Consider the following 16,103-nt stretch of genomic DNA (forward strand, 5'->3'; position numbering starts at 1 on the left):
ATTCTCACTCTATTCGAGAAACTGCTTGCGCCACTAATGCCGGTGCCAGCATATAGCCATGTCGATATAAACCGTTAATGCTAATTACATTGCCAACTTGTGATACTTCTGGGCGGTTATCGCTAAATGCGGGGCGTAATCCGGCTTGAATATTAAGTAGTCGTGCTTCGGCAAAACCGCTGTGTACGGTATAAGCCGCTGAAAGTAACTCAAGGGTTGATCGCACTGTTGCGGCGCCATTGTCTTGTGACTCTATTTCAGTCGCACCAATTACATATTCACTGTTAGGTTTAGGCGCTATATAAATTGGGTAACGCGGGTGCATTAAACGTACGGGTCGCGTTAAACTTACCTCTGGTGCGTATAACCTTGCTACTTCGCCACGCACACCTCTAAGCGGTTTATCGCCTTTAGCACCAAGCCCACGGCAATCTATAATGTAGTCAAATGGTCGATTGTTTATTTCGCCGTTTTTAATGGTTACTCGCTGGTTAAACACAAACTTTACTTTGCGCTTGTTGAGCTGTGTAAAGCTGGCTTTATAAAATGCTTGGTTATCTATTTGCCCTTCTGCAGGGTAAAAATAAGCCCTGATTAAAGCGCCCTGCAAGTTCAGGTTCAAGCATTATAATTTGCTGAGCGTTCACATACTCAGCAGTGTGATCAGCTAGCGGTTTTATACGTTGTGCAAAGCTTTGCAAATCGCCTTTGTCCTGCTGGTGCGCAATTACTAACGTACCTTGCTGCTGAAAAAAACCTCACTTTCAAGTTCAGCAATAATGCTGGGCCAGCGCTTCATTGAATCAAGGCCCATTAATGCTAAGTCAGCCTCGCATAACACTGATTCTGCAAGCGGGGCAAGCATTGCCGCAGCTATTTTACCGGCGCTATTTTGTGTATGCTCATCGTCCGCTTCAAATACAGTGACTTGGTGCTGCTTACTTAATTCAAGTGCAGCTAACCTACCGGCTAAACCAAACCCTACCACCGCAATGTTATAAAACATAAAGGCCTCCAAAAGCAGTTATTAGTAGTACACAAGTAGGTGCGAATTCACTTCGCGCTTTTTTAATTTTTAAAGAAGCGAGGTATAAAATCTCACCTACATCTGTATCTAACTTCTTGCTATACCGCTTTGTGGTAAATTTCTGAGCCTGTTTGCTTAAACTGGGCAGATTTAGCTTTCATTTCGGCTTCTACATCAATCATTTTTATTTCAATAGCGTCGCCAGCGTCATTTGGATCAATACCGCGTGTTTCTAAATCTTTAGCGTAATCGCGTACTTCTTGGCTAATTTTCATAGAGCAAAATTTAGGGCCACACATAGAGCAAAAGTGAGCTACTTTGCCTGATTCTTGCGGCAAGGTTTCATCGTGATATTCACGAGCACGGACAGGGTCTAAACCAATATTAAATTGGTCATGCCATCTAAACTCAAAGCGTGCTTTTGATAAGGCGTTATCGCGCTCTTGCGCGCCTGGGTGCCCTTTTGCTAAATCAGCGGCATGCGCTGCAATTTTGTAGGTAATTAAGCCTTCTTTAACATCTTCTTTATTTGGCAGACCTAAATGCTCTTTAGGTGTTACATAACACAGCATTGCACAGCCGTACCATGCTATTTGAGCCGCCCCAATACCTGAGGTAATATGGTCATACCCTGGTGCAATATCGGTGGTTAACGGACCTAAAGTATAAAATGGCGCTTCGTCGCAATGCTTTAATTGCTCATCCATATTGGCTTTAATCATGTGCATTGGTACATGACCAGGGCCTTCAATAAATACCTGTACATCGTGCTTCCACGCAATTTTAGTCAGTTCACCTAATGTGCGTAGCTCACTAAACTGCGCTTCATCGTTAGCATCAGCAATCGAACCAGGGCGAAGTCCATCACCAAGTGAAAAACACACATCGTATTGTTTTAAAATTTCACAAATGTCTTCAAAGTGCGTGTATAAAAAGTTTTCTTTGTGATGCGCTAAACACCACTTAGCCATAATTGAGCCACCGCGTGACACAATACCGGTTACACGTTTAGCCGTCATTGGTACATAACGCAGTAATACACCCGCATGAATAGTAAAGTAATCAACACCCTGCTCGGCTTGCTCAATTAGCGTATCGCGAAAAATTTCCCACGTTAAATCCTCAGCCACACCGTTTACTTTTTCAAGCGCTTGATAAATCGGTACTGTGCCAATAGGTACAGGCGAATTACGCACAACCCATTCGCGGGTTTCGTGAATGTAACGACCCGTTGATAAGTCCATCACGGTGTCTGCCCCCCAGCGGGTAGACCACACCATTTTTTCTACTTCTTCTTCAATAGATGAGCTGACCGACGAGTTACCAATGTTGGCGTTAACTTTAACTAAAAAGTTACGACCGACAATCATAGGCTCTGTTTCTGGATGGTTTATATTATTTGGTAAAATAGCGCGACCACGGGCTATTTCGTCGCGTACAAACTCTGGGGTAATAAATTCAGGAATACTCGCACCAAACGACTCGCCTTTATGCTGCGCGGCTAGTAATTCTTTACGAATTTCTGCACGTCCCATATTTTCGCGAACGGCTACGTATTCCATTTCAGGAGTAATAATCCCTTGGCGTGCGTAGTGCATTTGCGTTACGTTTTTACCAGCGACACCACGGCGAATTTTTGGCAAGTGATCAAAGCGAATATGATCCAGCCCTTCATCTGCCATGCGCTGCTGCGAAAACTGCGACGTCACTGATTCTAAAATTTCAGTGTCATCACGGTTTTCAATCCATTGTTCACGAAATTTTGGTAAGCCCTTACGCACGTCTAGTTTAAAATTAGGATCGGTATACGGGCCCGACGTATCGTAAACGCGAAGCGGATCGTTTGACTCATAAACAGGGTTTTCATCTGTACCGCCAATAAACGTATCACTTAACGTGATTTCACGCATACCAACGCGCACGCCTGGTTGAGTACCTTCAACGTATACTTTATGAGAATTTGGGAACGGTTGACCCGTTAAGTTATAAATATATTCAGACGCGGCAGCGCGAGTTTCTCGGCGCGACGATTTATTTGTAGTGTTTGACATGACTTGCCTCATTGCTTAAGGGTTGTCTTGTCAGATATTCCGAGGAATAGAGAAAGATCGTAAAGTAGCGTACATGCTACTTTGCAGCCTAAAATAAACAAAATCACTTTATTGTGCGCATAAAAAAAGACGCACAAGCGTCCTATTTTAGGCAGCTTGTTCCCTACGCAGGTATTAGCCTGATCAGGTTCACGGATCCCGCTTTCGCGATCTCAGCCAAAAACTAATTACTTAGCTTTGGCACTCCGACAAGTATTGATATATAAATTTTGTTCGTCGATTCGAAGATATTATTCAACAAATCTGCGCTGAGTGTACGTCAGTTAAAAACTGCCCGCAAGGGGCTGTTTTTCAAAAACTTAAAATTATTTAGGGATAAACACAAATGTTTGCTCGCCTTGCATGACTAATTGCTGGTCTTGCATTTTAAGCTCGGCACCTTGCTTTAAGGCTTGCAATAACTGCTGCTCAAACTCATCAAGGTCTTCGCCGCACGACTTGCGCGTCATTCCTAATCTACTTACGGTAAGGTTACTTTCTTCAAGCGAGCCTTCACCAAAAAATTTGTTACAGCCAGCAAAACCGTTTACTTGCAGTGCTTCAATAAAGCTCATTGATGCATTAAACGAAGGTGGAATTGCTAAACCATCAACACGTGATAATTGCCATTGGGTGTATTTAAGCTGCTCACTGGTAACCGTCCCTGTTGATGCGCAACCAACACATAAACCGACTATAAGCATCGGTATTGCTGCTAATTTCATGCTACTACTAACTAATTGTCTAATTACTGTAATAATAACAATATTTATGCGATTTATCCGTTAAAAATGCATGTTTAAAATGTAAATTTTTGTTCTATGATAGTTCAAAAGTTACGCTACTACGCACTAAGTTGTAGTTTTGAATACATTATCTATTTGCTCAGGCAAAAATGGGCGGCCTTTTTCATTAACCGACGTTCCTATTATTAGTGCATTGAGCATTACTTTTTCATCGTATTTACGAACAACCGTTTGCTTAAAAGCAAATTTAAGGCGGCTTATGCGCTGCGGCTCTACAGCCACATAAAACTCATCACCCGGTAAGAGCGAATGCTTATAATCCATTTCGCTGCTCATCACGACTAGATTAATTTTATCTTTTGCTAACTGAGCAAAATCAATACCATTTGCGTATAAAAATTCGTGGCGAGCGTGCTCCAAATAATTAAAATACACACTGTTATTTACAATGCCTTGTAAGTCACATTCGTAATCACGCACTTTAAAGTCAACTTTAAAGGTCATATTAGTAATCCTGATTATTTAACGTATAATTGCCGAGTTTATAGCACATGTGCTCAAATAATTGCTACCATACGAGTCCCTAAAATGGAGTTAAGTAACCTAATGAACTTACGTTTGTCTTTAATTACCGCAGCACTTTTACCGCTGCTTGGTGCACCACTTGCAGCTAACGCTGACGATAGCAACCTAGAAAGAATTGTTGTAACTGGCGATTTTCAACGCGAAAGCATTCAAACCTTAAGCGCAAGCGCAAGCTTATTCAGCGAAGAAGAAATTAATCTACGTGGTGCAAGTTACTTAGACGAAATATTAGGCAGTACCGCCAATGTAAACTTTACTTCTGGCGCGTCGCGCGGACGCTATATCCAAATCCGTGGCGTGGGGCTTCGCTCACAATTTGTAGACCCGATTAATCCATCAGTTGGTTTAGTTATTGATGGTATTAACTATTCTGGCCTTGGTGGCAGCTCATTATTATTTGATATAGACCAAGTAGAAATTTATCGCGGCCCACAAGGCACTCGCTTTGGCGCAGACGGTATGGCCGGCATGATCCAAATGGGTTCAGCTAAAGCCACAAGCGATCCAAGTTTAAAATTACAAGTAGGTGCTGGCACATACAACACACGCGAAGCAGGCATTGCAGCAAGCACAGGCTTAACAGATGACACTAGCGCACGCGTTAGCTACTTTCGCAGAAAGTCAGACGGTTACGTAGATAACCTGTACTTAAATGACGAAACACAAAATCAAGACGAGCAAGTAGCGCGTTTTAAATTAAACAGCCAGCTTACAAAGCATTTAAATACTGAGCTAAACCTTCACTATATTGATATAAACAATGGCTACGATGCGTTTACGCTTGATAACAGCCGCAATAGTGTAGCCGATGAACCAGGGCAAGATAATCAAGAAAGCTACGCAATAGGTATTAATAATACTTACACGGGCTTTGACGCTTTTGATGTAAATCTAAACCTATCGGCTATTGATACCGAATTACTTTACAGCTTTGACGAAGACTGGGGTTGTAACGATACAAGTGAGCCAAATTTATGTGCTGCTGGCTTACATCCTGATGGATACAGCTCAACCGATCTTTACAGCCGCGATCGCGATGACCAATCTGTAGATTTACAATTTAATTCTAAAACAGGTAACTGGGTTGTGGGTATTTATTACCAAAACCGTGATGTTGATTTAGAGCGCCAATACACATGGTTAGCAAGCCCGTTTTCTTCAACTTACGAAACCAGTAACGTTGCAGTATATGGTCAAGTAGCGACTCCAATTGGTTCTAAAACCACATTAATTACTGGTTTACGCGTAGAGCAATACCAAGGTGACTACACCGATAGCAATGGCTTTATAGAAGATACTGACGATGTAATGGTTGGCGGTAAAATTGCGCTAGAGTATCAAGTAATTGACCGCACTATGATCTACACAAGTATTACGCGTGGCTACAAAGCCGGTGGTATTAATTCAGAAGCGCTTGCTAAAGCGAAAGATGAAGGCTTAAACCTAAGCGCTGATTTTTTCCAGCAGCACACCAGTTTCGACCCTGAATATTTATGGAGTGGCGAATTCGGCGTTAAAGGCTCATCACTTGATGACAAATTTACACTTCGCTTAGCTGCATTTTACATGCACCGCGATGATATTCAGTTAAAAGCATGGCAAGTAGAAGGTCAGCAATTTACCGGTTATGTTGATAACGCAAGTTCTGGCAGCAATTACGGACTAGAAGTTGAAGGTAGTTACCAACTAACTGATAATCTGTTTTTAACAGGTAGTGCTGGTTACTTAAACACTGAAATAGACGACTTTGTAACACAATCAGGCTTAAATCAAGACGGTCGTGAACAGGCACAGTCACCTAAATACCAATATGCGTTTACTGCTCGTTATAACTTTACTAATGAGCTTTACGGTATGGTTGGTATTGAAGGTAAGGATAATTATTACTTCTCTGATAGCCACAACTCACAAGCACCAAGCAGCAACTTAGTTAATTTAAGCTTTGGCTACGAAACTGACATGTGGGCAGTACGCGCATGGGCTCGTAATGTATTTGACGAAACCGTCCCTACACGTGGCTTTGAATTTGGTAATGACCCACAAGATGGTTACGCAACGCATACCTACACACAATTAGGTGAGCCTCGCGTAGCAGGTGTTACGTTTACACTTAATCTGTAAAGCATAGCCGTTGGCTTTCAAATGAAAGCTACAGCAAGCAATAAAAACACCGCGTTTAAATTAAACGCGGTGTTTTTATTTGTAGGTGAGGTTTTATACCTCGCTTTTTATAAAGTTAAATTACATGAGCGCGAAATAAATTCGCACCTACAGGCTTAATGTTTATTTGTAGGTGAGGTCCTACAGGCTTGATGTTTATTTGTAGGTGAGGTTTTATACCTCGCTTTTTATAAAGTTAAATTACATGAGCGCGAAATAAATTCGCACCTAAAGGTTGGGCGTAGGTTGTTGGGTTTGATGTTTATTGTAGGTGAGGTTTTATACCTCGCTTATTTATAAAGTTAAATTACATGAGCGCGAAATAAATTCGCACCTACAGGTTTGGCGTATGTTGTTGGGTTTGATGTTTATTGTAGGTGAGGTTTCATACCTCGCTTTTTTTATAAAGTTAAATTACATGAGCGCGAAATAAATTCGCACCTACAGGTTTGGCGTAGGTTGTTGGGGTTGATGTTTATTGTAGGTGAGGTTTTATACCTCGCTTATTTATAAAGTTAAATTACATGAGCGCGAAATAAATTCACACCTACAGGTTGGGCGTAGGTTGTTGGATTTGATGTTTATTGTAAGTGAGGTTTTATACCTCGCTTTTTATAAAATTAAATTACATGAGCGCAAAATAAATTCACACCTACAGGCTTGATGTTTATTGTAGGTGAGGTTTTATACCTCGCTTATTTATAAAGTTAAATTACATGAGCGCAAAATAAATTCGCACCTACAGGTATTCCACCTACGCCTACAAGCCAAGCATCACGCTCTTTGCATATCAAATAAGTAATAATAAAATGTGTTGTAGACGTAGAGCTTGCTCACGTGAGAAGCGAAGCTTCTTATTACTTTAAACTAACCAAATAAAAAGACCTTAAAGCTTCGCTTTAACGCGCCAGCAAGCTGTGCGCCTACAAGTCCAGCATTACGCCCTTTGAACATCAAACGCGATTACGTCTTTAATTTTTTCTTTATTTGTTGCGAGCATTACCAATCTATCAATCCCCAAAGCCACCCCTGCGCACTGTGGTAATCCATGCTCCAGCGCTTTAATTAAACGCGTATCCATTGGTACTTGTTTTAAACCGTTTACAGCGCGGTATGCGTTATCTTCATTAAAACGTTTAGCTTGCTCACTAGCATTTGTGAGTTCGTTAAAGCCGTTAGCCAATTCCATATTTTTATAATAAAGCTCAAAGCGCCCTGCTACACGTGTATCGTGTTCACAAATTTGTGCCAGTGCCGCTTGAGAAGCTGGAAAGTGATACACAAAACATGGCTTATCTTGCCCTATTGTGGGCTCTACTTTCATACAAAATAATAATTGCAGTAAGGTATCTTTATGCGTTTCATTTTGAGCTATATCAGCAAATCCATGCTCACACGCTAGTTGCTTTAATTGCTCTATGTTCGCTGTTAACGGATCGAGCCCAAGTGCTTGTTCAAACGCTTGCTGATAAGTAAGCCTTGTTGCCGGCTCAACATCTAAAACAAGCCGCATTAGTTCATCCATTTCATCCATAAGTGCAAATTCATCAAAGCCTGGGCGATACCATTCAAGCATTGTAAATTCAGGATTGTGATGGCTACCTGCTTCTTCATTTCTAAATGCTTTACAAAGCTGAAAAATAGCGCCTGAGCCTGCCGCTAACAAGCGTTTCATAGCAAACTCTGGAGATGTTTGTAAAAATAGAGGAAGCCCACCTGCGTGCCCTGGGCCTACAAATTTAGTATTAAAACTGGCTAAGTGTACATCGGTTACACTGGCACTACTCAAACTTGGTGTTTCGACTTCCATTACATCACGCGTATAAAAAAACTCACGAATGCTACGTAATATCGCTGCACGTTGTTTTAGTGTTTCAATGCTTGCGCTTGGGGCCCAAAGATCTGCTGACATATTTTCTCCAAAAAAATCCCAGCTTAAGCTGGGATTTTATAAACAATGTTAAAGCTTACTTAACACGGCTTACGTATTCACCGTTACGAGTGTCTACTTTAATTACTTCGCCAATTTGTACGAATAATGGAACTCGTACTACAGCGCCTGTACTAAGCGTTGCTGGTTTACCACCAGTGCCCGCTGTATCGCCCTTAAGGCCAGGATCTGTTTCAGTGATCTCAAGCTCAACAAAGTTAGGTGGTGTAACAGCAATAGGGCTGCCGTTCCATAATGTGATTGTACATAAATCATTTTCAACTAACCATTTAACAGCATCGCCTAGTGCTTTTTCGTCAGCGGCAATTTGCTCAAATGTTTCGTTGTTCATGAAATGCCAAAATTCGCCGTCTGTGTATAGATACGCTAAATCGGTATCCATTACATCAGCACCTTCAACTGATTCACCCGATTTAAAGGTTTTTTCAAGCACCTTACCAGAGATAAGTTTACGGATACGAACACGGTTGAACGCCTGGCCTTTACCAGGTTTTACCATTTCATTTTCTAAGATACTGCAAGGCTCGCCGTCCATCATAATTTTTAGGCCGCCCTTGAACTCGTTGGTGCTATAATTCGCCATCGTTTCCTCTATTTATATTTTTTCGAGTAATCTACATGCCAATGATACAAAGAAATGAAGCAAATTTGCATAAAAACTGGCAAAAAGAATTAGCAAATGTAGTTACCTGCCCAAAAACCTTGCTTGAAATGGTCGGTTTATCGAGCCAAGTCCATGAAAACGACCTAAAAGCCCGCAGTTTATTTGCGGTACGCGTGCCTATCCCTTTTATAAAAAAATACGCAAAGGCGATCCAAACGATCCTCTTTTGCTACAAGTAATGCCACGCCATCAAGAATTTTTAACTAAGTCGGGTTTTAATAAAGATCCCCTACTTGAGCAAGATAATGAACAACCCGGCCTTTTACATAAGTATAAATCGCGTGTTTTAGTAATGTTTAAAACCGGTTGTGCAGTCAATTGTCGTTATTGCTTTAGAAGGCATTTTCCGTATCAAGAAAACCAACTTAATAAAAAAAGTCTGCTTGAAACACTAAGCTACATAAAATCAGATGCTGATATAAACGAAGTGATTTTAAGTGGTGGCGATCCGCTCATGGCCAAAGACGATGCCATAAGTTGGTTTTTAGATGAGCTTGAGCAATTACCACAAATTAAACGAATGCGAATTCATAGCCGCTTGCCAGTAGTTATACCGGCGCGAGTTACCAATGAGTTATGTGAGCGATTAGCAAAATCGCCATTAAAAATCATTTTTATTAATCACATAAACCACGCAAACGAAATAGATTCCGATTTTAAAGCAGCTATGCAAAAGCTTAAACAAGCAAACGTAACGCTTTTAAACCAAGCTGTAATTTTAAAAGATGTGAATGATACGCTCGATGCGCAAATAAATTTAAGTGAAGCGTTATTTGACGCAGACGTATTGCCGTATTATTTGTATTTGCTAGATAAAGTTGAAGGGGCGAGCCACTTTGATATTAATGAAGCGCAAGCAATTGAAATAATGGCAGAGCTTTTAAAAGCTCTGCCTGGATTTTTAGTGCCTAAGTTAGTTAGAGAAATAGGTGGTCAAAAAAGCAAAACACCTATCGATCTTAAGCTAATTTAAACGTATATATTTACGTTATTACCCAATGATGCAGTTACCGACTTAGCCGGTGTTTGTGCACTTATTGATTGTGCTGCACCTTCAATAAGTGCAAGTGCTGCTGCGCCATCTGCTAGTTGCTGCTTTTTAGATAAAGCAGCGCTATAAAGCTCACTGCCTTGGCCTGAGCCAGAAACAGCGGGTAAACTTGTGCCTGATATATTCATATAACAAACCTGACTTTTAAATGTAATCCAAGTATTATGTCGGCCATGCAGTATAAAGCTTTAGGAAAACCATGGATTCAATTATTGAACAACTCAATACTAATTTAAAAATTGTTTATCGTCAGGCGCTTGATGCCGACAAAAAACTCGATGAATTACAGCAACAGGGCCATGGCAAATTTAAAGCCTTATTTGCACAAGATGCTGGATTTAGCTTTGAAGCTAAACGTTTTAAGCCTTACGTACTCGACGTAGCCGCTGACGTTGAAAGCTTATCTAACGATGGTTTTGATGAAGAAAAACTTAAAACTACCGTTATTAAGTTACAACAAATACTCACGTTGTTAGCTACTTTTAAGTAAAGCTTAAAAATAAAAATGCCGCTATTTAGCGGCATTTTTATTTTCAGTTAATCTAAACTTGGTAATATTTGTTCACCAAACCACTGCGTTAATAAGCGTTTTTCGTAATAAAATGATTCTTCGCGGCCCATTTTAATTTTATCCATAAAGCCCATATCTTTAAGCTCTACATCACTGCCTTTATTAAGTACGTTGCCATCTTTATCTGTTAACGAATAATTGAGCTTAATGCGCGGAAAATAGATTGGTTTTACTACACGTATTTCATCCATACCGCCGTATCGCACATCACCGGCTAAATCTAAATCAGTGAACTCTACGTTTAATTTATAACCTTTTGGTAGCTGCTCAGCAAGCTTAGCCATATGTTTTTCAAAGCTACTTGCAATGTGTTTATGATACGACCCTCTGGCTTGATTCGACGCTCGTACATCACGATAATCGTTAAAGTCATGCCATTTAACAATAGACTCCCCAGCATGAGCAAATACAGGGAGTGCTATACACATTGTCATTGCTATTTTCTTAACTGAATTCATATCGTTCTCCAAAAAGGTGTACCAATTACAATAGAGTGAATTGCAATAAGCCCAGTATTCATACCTAAATTACCAATGGCATATTAACAGTCATTCATTAACTATAACTTAACCATACCTTTTAAATTTTTGACAGTATTTTGTCGCTTGCGGCTTCAATTAAATCAAGCACATTTTCAAAGCCATCATCACCGCCGTAATAAGGATCGGGAATCGCACTAACGCTCTGTTCACCAAACTCTAAAAACAACGCTAATTTGTACTGTAAATGCGCAGGGCACTGGGCTTTTAAATCAGCTAAATTTTGTGTATCGGCCGCTAAAATTAAATCAAATTCAGTAAAGTCACTTGTGCGTACTTTACGCGAATAAATACCTTTAAAACTATAACCACGTTTTTCGCCTGCAGCCATTGAGCGGCTATCAGGCGTTTTACCTTCGTGATAACCAATAGTGCCAGCCGAATCAACTTTAACATCAACACCTAGCTTTTTAGCGCGGGCTTTTAATACCGCCTCTGCGGTTGGCGAGCGGCAAATATTACCTAAACAAACAACTAATATTTTTTTCATTAGACACTCCTTTAAACATTAAAAACTAAAACTGTTTTAAAATGCTCGCATCATACTCATCAGCATTTAGCGTTACGTTATGTTGCGCTGCAACAGATTCAAGCTCAGCTTGTTTAATGGCTAAATCGTCCATGGTGATTAGATTATCGTCTAGCTGCCACAATAACCGAGAGCCCGCGTAGCTATAATGAATCGCTAATAACGCATCGGCATTGCCTTCACGGCCAGCGGCTTTTAACTTAGCCATTTTACGGGTTATTTTATTAAGTGCTTTTTTAAGTTCCCACACATAAACAACTTCAGTCATAAAGCTATGTGTACGGTATTTATGAAGTAACCACGCAAGCCCAACGCTTGTAATAGCAACACCTATTAAGTTCCAATGAAAGTGGCTACCACTTTCATCAGGAAATAAAGCAATCAGCGTTTGCGATATAGCCAAGCTGCCTACAGCCAAACCAATACCACATCCTGCAATAACACGGTTTAAATGTTTACGATAACGCGCTTTATTTATTTCAATGAGTTGCATAACAGCCTAAAAAGTTAAGTTTTAATATTTGCGAATAGCTATTGTAACTAAACCCCACATTTTTTATAAAATTATTTCACCCCTTTTTGATTTGCCATCCGTTATAGCTTTGAAAATACCCTAATGCATTAATTTGGAGCGGCTTATGCACACACTTGAAGTACCTAACAACCCAGTATTTATTAAAACATCGACCGCCGTTATTGGCGGCGCCGCAATGACCTTTGCAGCTTTTGCGTTTATGCAATATTTAATAAGTGGCGAGCAACGCGCACCGGTTAAACCAAGGGGCGATATTATAGTAGAGATTTTTCAGGCACCTGAGGATTCAAAAGTCAGGCATATACAAAAAATACAGCCGCCACCGCCAATGCCTAAAGTGCCGCCAAAAGCACCACCGCTTGATACATCAGCCGATCCTGTGTTGGCAATTAGCGACTTTACGCCAGTTACAATTGATGATTTTGGTGACGACATTAACAACACCATTAATCGCCCTACAGGGGATGCAACACCCATAGTGCGCATAAACCCTAAATACCCAACCACAGCCGCGCGCGATGGTATTGAAGGTTGGGTGCAACTAAGCTTTAGTATTTCGCCAACGGGGGAAGTAATCGACCCAGTAGTTATTAACGCCGAGCCAAAACGTACCTTTGACCGCGAAGCAATAAGAGCCATTAAACGCTGGAAATATCGCCCCAAAGTGATTGAAGGTGTGGCACAATTACAAACAGGTCAAACCGTACAGCTCGATTTTAAATTAGATAACTCTATTTAATGGACTAAACGCCTATGCTACTAAGTATTAAGTCATGGTTATTTGAAACGCCAAGCAAGGACTGCATGGCAAGTTATGCAAAAAGTGGCGACAATCGTTACTTAGAGCAGCTTATTGCCCTCTACAGTAACGACTTATACCACTACCTTGTTACGCAATCTAATACGCATTTAGCATACGACGTAAGCCAACAAACATGGCTAAAAGTAATCGAAAAACGCCACCTTTACCAAGCACAAACCACACCTAAAGCGTGGTTATTTAAACTTGCCCGCAACACACTCATTGACGAATACCGCAGGCAACAGCACTTTGTAGAGCTTGACGAAAACACGCATTTAGCAGCACAAAATGATAAAAGCGAAAGCGACTTAGATGGTGGTGACTTAACTAGTGGAGACTCGCATATAGGCAGCTCAAACATAAGCTATGACGCGTTTGACGCCGCGCTAAAACAACTCAGCTTTGTACAGCGTGAAGCCATAACATTACAACAAGAAGGCTTTTCGCTCACTGACATAGAACTTATAACGCAAAGCAGCCTCGAGACCATTAAAACAAGGCTGCGCTATGCCAAGCAAAACCTTAAACGTTTATTAGGAGCAAACAATGAACAAGCCTGATGAGCCGTTCGATCAAAAGCTCACACAACACTTTAAAGAGCGAAAAGCGCGCACTACACTTACAAGTGACCAGCAAAAAGCGCTACTTAATAAAGCCACGCACACAAAGCCTAAAAAGCCCACAAGGCTTAGTTTTACGCTACAACTAACCAGCCTAGCCTGCGCACTGGGTGTGTTCGCCTTTATTGTGTTTGATAATAACGATGGCTTTAACCACGCGCCTAAAACCGTATTTAACACCATAGACATTCACGACTATTCATTTATAAAAACACACGAAATAAATCAAGCAGGCAGCTACGCAAGCTCTATAAACGAGCAAAAACACGCGCTTGATAGTCAATTAGTTAACGATTTACGCCGTCACCAACAGCGCCATATAGAATACGGCACTCTAGTGAAGGTAGATAACGACTGGTACATAGCCAGCTGTAATGATGAAGTACTCGTGCAAATTAAGCATTCGCTGCTCAGTGATTTAAAAGGGAAGCATGCAGTGGAAAGTGGTCTAAATACGGGTGATATGCTGGCTATGGCACATAATGGTAAAGGGCAGATTATTGCGCTTAAACATGCGGGCGCAGGGGTGAAATTATGTAGGAGTTAAAAACTTCACCACTAATTGCGTTACTCATGAATGAAGACTATCGAATAGAGTCACCTTTAAATTTGCGTGATCTTAGATAGCCTATTTAATCATTATTCAGAGACCGTGAGTATTTTATATGTGTCGTAAGCAAATTGATCTGTCATACCACTAACAAAGTCTTGCAATAAACGGCATCTAAAATAAAACTCGTATATTGGCTGAGCTTTTTCTTCATCATTCAGGCTATCAACGGTATGCTTATAAACTTCTATGAACTTGTCTGATATACGATTTAGCAACCGTGTCTCTACAGGTAGGATCTTTTCTTTATTAATAATTTTTCTAAAACTTTCCGCTTTCAAATCTAGTAATCTTTGATATTCATTTAGAATTCCTGATGTAATTTTATACCCTTGGAGCTCGAGCTTTTCTACTTCGGGGTGGCAAAAAACATGTTTAGAAGCAACATTTTTCAGTGACTTCGTTATAGCATGTTGGTATCCACCATCTTCAAGAAGAGATTGATTAAAACTACCATTATAGATTTCATTAAGGTTGTCAACAAAACGTGTTGATGCGTGATTAACTAAAGGATGTATTAAACCAACTCGAAGCCATATAAAAAATTCGCTTTCGAGATTAGTGGGGTTCTCTTTGGCCTTTTTGTACGCATATTCGCACTTTTTTTCCATAAAAGTTTCATCTTGTTGGCTAGTTAATTTATACCCATCAATAATGCTCGAATATTCTTTAACCAATAGCTCTTTAAGTACTTCAATTTTAATAAAACCTTTCTCAACAGCATCTTCCATGTCAGCTAAACAGTAAGCAATATCATCAGCAGCTTCCATAATATAAGAAGCTATATGCCTGTTTCCAACTTGAATCTGTAACTTATCGTATAATTCCATAACAAAAGCTTGTTCGCTGTAATAATAACCAACTTTCTTTTTTAGATAACTTCTTGAGTCTGTGCTTTCGGGTCTCACCTCTGTCGCACACCGAGTATATTTTAAAATACTGGCGGTTTGGCAGTAAGTTAAATTTAAAGCTGATAGATTATGTATTATTCGAATTGCTTGTGCATTCCCTTCAAAGTTACACAAATCAAATAGTAATTTTTCTTCTAATGTAATTAAAGTAAGTTTTTCATTTTCACAAAAGGTTTTCGTTACATATTTATAGTCTTTATGATTCAGTAAATACTTTGTAAACCAGTCATTTATAGCAGCTTCACCAAAGTGACCAAACGCTGGGTTACCAATATCATGCATCAAGCAAGCCATTTCAACTAACGTAACAAGCGGCTCAGCTAAGGATTCTATAATTTTATTTTCTTCGTAATTTAATATGTCGCCCAAACCCTTTTCTTTAAGTAGTTTGATGATTGTTTTAGAAATAAAGCGTCCATTTTGCTGCACTTCGAGTGAATGAGTCAAACGAGAGCGAACTGCGGCATTACGCTCAAGTGGAAAAACCTGAGTTTTCTGTTGTAATCTTCTTAATGCGGCACTATTAATAATTCGACCACGATCACTCTCAAGACTGCTAGCTAATGAAGGTTGTTCACTTGTAGGCCTCAATTTATTAATTTTATTTATTAGCTTCATATTTATTCCATTAAAATAATGATGATTTAGTTAATCAACTTAATATAAACAAGATCTTACCTTTTGGTTTCTATTCTTATAGGTTGAATTTCTT

The 16,103-nt window shown here is 40.0% G+C and carries 18 protein-coding genes, 1 pseudogene and 1 riboswitch; of the genes and pseudogenes, 7 read left to right on the forward strand and 12 right to left on the reverse strand.

The window, feature by feature from the left end:
• Nucleotides 1–4: 4 nt before the first annotated feature.
• The 5 genes from P4S71_RS05495 to P4S71_RS05515 form a co-directional block, all read right to left on the reverse strand.
• Nucleotides 5–610 (reverse strand): FAD-dependent oxidoreductase, encoded by a 606-nt coding sequence (locus P4S71_RS05495; protein WP_337150250.1) that lies wholly within the window; start codon nt 608–610, stop codon nt 5–7.
• 120 nt (nt 611–730) lie between these two features.
• Entirely contained in the window at nt 731–1,006 is a 276-nt protein-coding gene (locus P4S71_RS05500) for an FAD-dependent oxidoreductase (protein ID WP_337150251.1), read from the reverse strand.
• A gap of 119 nt (nt 1,007–1,125) precedes the next feature.
• Complete coding sequence (thiC, locus tag P4S71_RS05505; RefSeq protein ID WP_337150252.1) at nt 1,126–3,078, reverse strand: phosphomethylpyrimidine synthase ThiC; 1,953 nt, start codon at nt 3,076–3,078, stop codon at nt 1,126–1,128.
• Between the two features lie 143 nt (nt 3,079–3,221).
• A riboswitch (TPP riboswitch) is annotated at nt 3,222–3,336 on the reverse strand.
• 107 nt (nt 3,337–3,443) lie between these two features.
• Nucleotides 3,444–3,842, reverse strand: coding sequence for an META domain-containing protein (locus P4S71_RS05510; RefSeq protein ID WP_335682222.1), 399 nt, complete (start codon nt 3,840–3,842; stop codon nt 3,444–3,446).
• 126 nt (nt 3,843–3,968) lie between these two features.
• Nucleotides 3,969–4,367, reverse strand: a complete 399-nt coding sequence (locus P4S71_RS05515) for an acyl-CoA thioesterase (RefSeq protein ID WP_337150253.1) — start codon at nt 4,365–4,367, stop codon at nt 3,969–3,971.
• 84 nt (nt 4,368–4,451) lie between these two features.
• On the opposite strand from P4S71_RS05515, the gene P4S71_RS05520 reads away from it, so the two are divergent.
• Together P4S71_RS05520 and P4S71_RS05525 are read left to right on the forward strand one after the other, a co-directional pair.
• Entirely contained in the window at nt 4,452–6,569 is a 2,118-nt protein-coding gene (locus P4S71_RS05520) for a TonB-dependent receptor (protein ID WP_337150254.1), read from the forward strand.
• A 21-nt stretch (nt 6,570–6,590) separates the two neighbouring features.
• Nucleotides 6,591–6,728 (forward strand): hypothetical protein, encoded by a 138-nt coding sequence (locus tag P4S71_RS05525; protein ID WP_337150255.1) that lies wholly within the window; start codon nt 6,591–6,593, stop codon nt 6,726–6,728.
• Between the two features lie 817 nt (nt 6,729–7,545).
• On the opposite strand, the gene epmA is transcribed toward P4S71_RS05525, so the two are convergent.
• The gene (gene epmA, locus P4S71_RS05530; protein WP_337119413.1) at nt 7,546–8,520 is read right to left on the reverse strand and encodes an elongation factor P--(R)-beta-lysine ligase; all 975 of its coding nucleotides are present in this window, start codon (nt 8,518–8,520) and stop codon (nt 7,546–7,548) included.
• Between the two features lie 55 nt (nt 8,521–8,575).
• Entirely contained in the window at nt 8,576–9,142 is a 567-nt protein-coding gene (efp, locus tag P4S71_RS05535) for an elongation factor P (RefSeq protein ID WP_024596699.1), read from the reverse strand.
• A gap of 41 nt (nt 9,143–9,183) precedes the next feature.
• Between efp and epmB the strand changes: the two are divergent.
• Nucleotides 9,184–10,196 (forward strand): annotated as a pseudogene (epmB, locus tag P4S71_RS05540) (EF-P beta-lysylation protein EpmB).
• Here the strand turns inward: epmB and P4S71_RS05545 are convergent.
• Complete coding sequence (locus P4S71_RS05545) at nt 10,193–10,402, reverse strand: hypothetical protein (RefSeq protein ID WP_337150256.1); 210 nt, start codon at nt 10,400–10,402, stop codon at nt 10,193–10,195. The pseudogene epmB and the gene P4S71_RS05545 sit on opposite strands and share 4 nt — an antisense overlap.
• A gap of 71 nt (nt 10,403–10,473) precedes the next feature.
• Between P4S71_RS05545 and P4S71_RS05550 the strand changes: the two genes are divergently transcribed.
• Nucleotides 10,474–10,764: a hypothetical protein gene (locus tag P4S71_RS05550; protein ID WP_002960798.1), complete on the forward strand. Its 291-nt coding sequence runs from the start codon at nt 10,474–10,476 to the stop codon at nt 10,762–10,764.
• 47 nt (nt 10,765–10,811) lie between these two features.
• Here the strand turns inward: P4S71_RS05550 and P4S71_RS05555 are convergent, their stop codons facing one another.
• From P4S71_RS05555 to P4S71_RS05565, 3 genes are all read right to left on the reverse strand, one after another.
• Entirely contained in the window at nt 10,812–11,303 is a 492-nt protein-coding gene (locus tag P4S71_RS05555) for a DUF3016 domain-containing protein (protein ID WP_096793739.1), read from the reverse strand.
• A 121-nt stretch (nt 11,304–11,424) separates the two neighbouring features.
• A complete protein-coding gene (locus P4S71_RS05560) occupies nt 11,425–11,874 on the reverse strand; it encodes a low molecular weight protein-tyrosine-phosphatase (RefSeq protein ID WP_008137282.1) in 450 nt (149 codons plus the stop codon).
• A gap of 25 nt (nt 11,875–11,899) precedes the next feature.
• Nucleotides 11,900–12,406, reverse strand: a complete 507-nt coding sequence (locus P4S71_RS05565; protein ID WP_007378817.1) for a DUF3087 domain-containing protein — start codon at nt 12,404–12,406, stop codon at nt 11,900–11,902.
• 145 nt (nt 12,407–12,551) lie between these two features.
• Here P4S71_RS05565 and P4S71_RS05570 point away from each other — a divergent pair, with 145 nt between their 5' ends.
• Genes P4S71_RS05570 through P4S71_RS05580 form a run of 3 tightly spaced genes read left to right on the forward strand, consistent with a single transcriptional unit; the run spans nt 12,552 to nt 14,417 of the window.
• Nucleotides 12,552–13,187, forward strand: a complete 636-nt coding sequence (locus P4S71_RS05570; RefSeq protein ID WP_337150257.1) for an energy transducer TonB — start codon at nt 12,552–12,554, stop codon at nt 13,185–13,187.
• 14 nt (nt 13,188–13,201) lie between these two features.
• Nucleotides 13,202–13,810, forward strand: a complete 609-nt coding sequence (locus tag P4S71_RS05575; protein WP_337119415.1) for a sigma-70 family RNA polymerase sigma factor — start codon at nt 13,202–13,204, stop codon at nt 13,808–13,810.
• Complete coding sequence (locus P4S71_RS05580; RefSeq protein ID WP_337150258.1) at nt 13,797–14,417, forward strand: hypothetical protein; 621 nt, start codon at nt 13,797–13,799, stop codon at nt 14,415–14,417. The genes P4S71_RS05575 and P4S71_RS05580 overlap by 14 nt, the downstream gene beginning before the upstream one ends.
• Before the next feature lie 92 nt (nt 14,418–14,509).
• Here P4S71_RS05580 and dgt read toward each other — a convergent pair whose 3' ends face one another.
• Complete coding sequence (gene dgt / locus P4S71_RS05585; RefSeq protein WP_337150259.1) at nt 14,510–16,009, reverse strand: dGTPase; 1,500 nt, start codon at nt 16,007–16,009, stop codon at nt 14,510–14,512.
• Nucleotides 16,010–16,103 lie beyond the last annotated feature (94 nt).

The sequence above is a fragment of the Pseudoalteromonas sp. B62 genome, from assembly GCF_037162565.1.
In the GTDB taxonomy this organism is placed as follows: Bacteria; Pseudomonadota; Gammaproteobacteria; order Enterobacterales; family Alteromonadaceae; genus Pseudoalteromonas; species Pseudoalteromonas fuliginea.

Bases quoted from the DNA above. Each gene is read 5' to 3' on its own strand.
- P4S71_RS05500 (WP_337150251.1), bottom strand. From the start codon at position 1,006: ATGTTTTATAACATTGCGGTGGTAGGGTTTGGTTTAGCCGGTAGGTTA.
- thiC (WP_337150252.1), bottom strand. From the start codon at position 3,078: ATGTCAAACACTACAAATAAATCGTCGCGCCGAGAAACTCGCGCTGCC.
- P4S71_RS05510 (WP_335682222.1), bottom strand. From the start codon at position 3,842: ATGAAATTAGCAGCAATACCGATGCTTATAGTCGGTTTATGTGTTGGT.
- P4S71_RS05515 (WP_337150253.1), bottom strand. From the start codon at position 4,367: ATGACCTTTAAAGTTGACTTTAAAGTGCGTGATTACGAATGTGACTTA.
- P4S71_RS05520 (WP_337150254.1), top strand. From the start codon at position 4,452: ATGGAGTTAAGTAACCTAATGAACTTACGTTTGTCTTTAATTACCGCA.
- P4S71_RS05525 (WP_337150255.1), top strand. From the start codon at position 6,591: ATGAAAGCTACAGCAAGCAATAAAAACACCGCGTTTAAATTAAACGCG.
- epmA (WP_337119413.1), bottom strand. From the start codon at position 8,520: ATGTCAGCAGATCTTTGGGCCCCAAGCGCAAGCATTGAAACACTAAAA.
- efp (WP_024596699.1), bottom strand. From the start codon at position 9,142: ATGGCGAATTATAGCACCAACGAGTTCAAGGGCGGCCTAAAAATTATG.
- P4S71_RS05545 (WP_337150256.1), bottom strand. From the start codon at position 10,402: ATGAATATATCAGGCACAAGTTTACCCGCTGTTTCTGGCTCAGGCCAA.
- P4S71_RS05550 (WP_002960798.1), top strand. From the start codon at position 10,474: ATGGATTCAATTATTGAACAACTCAATACTAATTTAAAAATTGTTTAT.
- P4S71_RS05555 (WP_096793739.1), bottom strand. From the start codon at position 11,303: ATGAATTCAGTTAAGAAAATAGCAATGACAATGTGTATAGCACTCCCT.
- P4S71_RS05560 (WP_008137282.1), bottom strand. From the start codon at position 11,874: ATGAAAAAAATATTAGTTGTTTGTTTAGGTAATATTTGCCGCTCGCCA.
- P4S71_RS05565 (WP_007378817.1), bottom strand. From the start codon at position 12,406: ATGCAACTCATTGAAATAAATAAAGCGCGTTATCGTAAACATTTAAAC.
- P4S71_RS05570 (WP_337150257.1), top strand. From the start codon at position 12,552: ATGCACACACTTGAAGTACCTAACAACCCAGTATTTATTAAAACATCG.
- P4S71_RS05575 (WP_337119415.1), top strand. From the start codon at position 13,202: ATGCTACTAAGTATTAAGTCATGGTTATTTGAAACGCCAAGCAAGGAC.
- P4S71_RS05580 (WP_337150258.1), top strand. From the start codon at position 13,797: ATGAACAAGCCTGATGAGCCGTTCGATCAAAAGCTCACACAACACTTT.
- dgt (WP_337150259.1), bottom strand. From the start codon at position 16,009: ATGAAGCTAATAAATAAAATTAATAAATTGAGGCCTACAAGTGAACAA.